Source organism: Myxococcus sp. AB025B (genome assembly GCF_006518215.1).
GTDB lineage: Bacteria > Myxococcota > Myxococcia > Myxococcales > Myxococcaceae > Myxococcus > Myxococcus fulvus.
The window spans coordinates 1-3,107 of the sequence record NZ_SRLW01000538.1; the positions used below are offsets into that span (position 1 = coordinate 1).

Annotated in this window: 2 protein-coding genes; one reads left to right on the forward strand and one right to left on the reverse strand. The window is 70.7% G+C overall.

Annotated features, from left to right (window positions below; translation table 11 throughout):
- The first annotated feature begins 234 nt into the window (after positions 1–234).
- Positions 235–870 (forward strand): intradiol ring-cleavage dioxygenase, encoded by a 636-nt coding sequence (locus FL311_RS42205; RefSeq protein WP_194869622.1) that lies wholly within the window; start codon positions 235–237, stop codon positions 868–870.
- Here FL311_RS42205 and FL311_RS42210 read toward each other — a convergent pair whose 3' ends face one another.
- Positions 871–2,919: a TonB-dependent siderophore receptor gene (locus FL311_RS42210; protein ID WP_141333256.1), complete on the reverse strand. Its 2,049-nt coding sequence runs from the start codon at positions 2,917–2,919 to the stop codon at positions 871–873.
- Between the last annotated feature and the right edge of the window lie 188 nt (positions 2,920–3,107).

The window sequence follows — 3,107 nt, forward strand, 5'->3', positions numbered from 1 at the left end:
CAGGCCTCGGCCTCGGGGGGCGGCGTGGGAACGAACGACGGGGACGGGTTGGACGGAATCCGGGACATTTCGCGCGACCTCGCGTTGAAAACTTTCAACGGAAGTGTCGCGGCCCGCGCGTCGTCGGATGAATTAAACCGAGTTAAATCCGCGCCGCATCGAGTGTCTTCAGCAAGGCGCCCGGCCCCCGGGAATCCAGGCCCCGCTCCTCCGTTGTGGAGGTCCATGCGAGCCATGAAGCGACGTGAAGTCCTGGTGGGGATGGGCGCCTGCGCGGCCGGCGCGGTGGTGGGCGCCTGCGCGGAGGCGGGTGGGGCGGTGCCCCGGGCTCGGCCGGACCTCTACGCGTGCGAGGGCTGTGAAGCGGTGGCCGAGCGCGCACCGGAGTCGATGACGTCCCGCGTCCAACTGGCCTCCGCGACGGAGCCGGGCGAGCGGATGGTGCTCACGGGGCGGGTGCTGAACCCGCGCACGAAAGCCCCCGTGGCGGGTGTCATCGTCTATGCCCATCACACCAACGCGCAGGGGCTGTACGCGAACGGCGGCAGGGAGACGCCGTGGAGCCGCCGTCACGGCCGGCTGCGAGGGTGGGCGCGGACGGGGCAGGACGGTGGCTACACGTTCGACACCATCAAGCCCGCGCCCTATCCGGACGGTTCGATGCCCGCCCACGTGCACCTGTTCCTCGGCGAGCCCGGCCGCGCTCCGTACCACGTCGATGACGCCGTGTTCGACGGCGAGTACGGCGTGACGGCGGAGTACCGCGCGAAGCAGGAGCTGCGCGGCGGCAGCGGCATCCTCAAGCTGTCACGCTCGCCCGCAGGCGTGTGGCTGGCGACGCGGGACATCGTGCTGGAGCTGCATCCCTAGTCACGGCTCGCTCAGCGCCGGGTCGAACAGGTAGCTCAGGCGGACGAGGAACTCGCGCGAGAACACGGGCAGCGGCGCATGGCCGCCGTTGTACGGCTGGGCGATGCGGAAGTTCGTCCCGAGGATGTTGTAGACGCCCGCGCCCACCTCCAGCCCTGGCGTGAGCACATCCCGCGCGCGCACGTAGAGGTTGAGCAGCAGCTGCGTCGGCAGCTCCTCCACGGCCGAGCGGCCCTGGTCATCCGGCACGTCCACCGCGAAGCGCCGTCCCACCAGCACCGCCGTCGGGTTCACCGACAGCCACGGCTTGAGCTTCAGGCTGCCGGACAGCGAGGCCTTGTGCGTGGGCATCCCGGTGAACGCGTTGGAGTGTCCGGGCACCTGGTAGTCGGCCACGTCGTTGCGGCCCGAGGGCGCGTAGAACGAGTAGCTCAGCGCCACCCGTCCCCAGCTCCCCTTCAGGTGGTAGTCCAGCTCCACGCCCCGGCTGCCGAGCCGCCCCAGGTTGCGGTAGGCCTCCTCGTTCGTCACCGCGTCGTACGAGTAGATGATGGGGTCGGAGACGCCCACGTCGAAGGCGTTGGCGCTCAGCGCGTGGCCCTCGCCCAGGCGCAGCGTGCCCTCCAGCTCGTACACGGTGGTGCGCTCGGGCTTCACGTCCGCGCCCAGGCTGATGTTCTCGATGCCCGGCGCGCGGAAGGCGCGGCTGAACAGCGCCTTGCCGCTGAACGGACCGAAGGCGCGCAGGAGCACCAGCCGCGGCACGAAGGAGCTGCCGAAGGCGCTGTGGTTCTCGTACCGCGCGCCCGCGACCACGGTGGCGATGGGGTTCTCCGAGAACGCCTCCACGAAGCCCGCGACGTTCAGATAGGAGACGCTCGTCGCGCCGTCCGCGCCGAAGGCCGTCTGCAGTCCCACGTCCGCGGGCCCCTCCAGCCGTCCCTGGTCCGACGCCACGTCCACGCCGCCGGTGAGCTGCAGGTAGTCCAGCGCCGCCCAGCGCGCCATCGTCCGGCCGCGCAGCCGCATCACCCGCTTCTCGTAATAGAACTCCGAGCCCTGGTCCGTGTCGCGGAACGGCTCGGCGAGCGTCAGGTTGAAGCGGGGGATGATTTCAAGCCGCTCGCTCGGGCGGAAGCGGTTGCTCAGCTCCGCGTGGAAGGACTCGAAGTCGGTGGCCGCGGGCGCGTCCAGCACCTCGTCGAAGGCGACGATGGCCGACGTGGCGAAGCGCTGGTACAGCACGCTCAACTGCAGGTCCCGGTAGCCCACGCCCGCCTGCACCGTCGTCGGGTCCAGCTTCGTGTTGCCGCCCAGCTGCGCGGTGTTGCCGAAGAAGTCCTCGAAGCGCCCGTCGCTGCGCTGCCCCTGGCCCAGCGACGCGGAGGCGAAGACGCTCAGGCCCGGCGCGGACTCGAACACCTTGCGGCCCGACAGCGTGAGGCTGCGCCGCCCGTTGACCGACTCCAGCTGGCCATAGGTGCCCGACACCATCAGGTCCGAGCTGCCCTGTACGCCGCGGGTGATGACGTTGATGACGGCCAGCTCCGCGTTGCCGCCGTAGATGACCGAGCCGGGGCCGCGCACCACCTCGATGCGCTCGATGAGCTCCACCGGCAGCTCGTTGCCCAGCTGCATCGTCGAGTAGAGCTGCTCGTTGAGCTCCTTGCCGTCGACGACGAGCAGCACCTTGCCCTCGTAACCCCACAGGCCGCGGAAGCCCGGCCCCACCGTGCCCTGCGTGTCCACGCCGAAGAAGAAGCCCGGCACCTGGAGCAGCACGTCCATCAGGTCGCGCGCGCCCGAGTCGCGAATCTCCTCCGCCGTCAGCGACGTCACCACCGCGGGCGAGTCGCGCAGCCGGGTGATGGCGAACGAGGCCACCTGGCTGTGCACGTCCGACTCCCCGTCCAGCGGCAGCTCCTCCTGCGCGCGGGCCTCGGGCGCGGGCTCGGACGGGGGCTCGGGCTCCTCCCACTGGGCGAGGGCGGGAGCTGCGCACAAGAGCAGCGAGAGCAGACCGGGGCGGAGCCGATGACGGCGGACCATGGGGACCTCCAGGCAATGACGGGGCGTGGGCGTCCCAAGGCCCTCGTCAGACATTCGGAATGGGGAGCGGTGCGGGGAACGAGGGGCGTTCAGCGCACCCGGACGGCGACACGACGGCCTGCTTCGACCTCGACGCTCATGCGACGCTTCACCTCGCCGTTGACGCGGACCTCCACGCGGGCGGGGCC

Excerpts from the sequence above, each read along its gene's own strand:
- FL311_RS42205 (WP_194869622.1), top strand. The coding sequence starts at position 235 with ATGAAGCGACGTGAAGTCCTGGTGGGGATGGGCGCCTGCGCGGCCGGC.
- FL311_RS42210 (WP_141333256.1), bottom strand. The coding sequence starts at position 2,919 with ATGGTCCGCCGTCATCGGCTCCGCCCCGGTCTGCTCTCGCTGCTCTTG.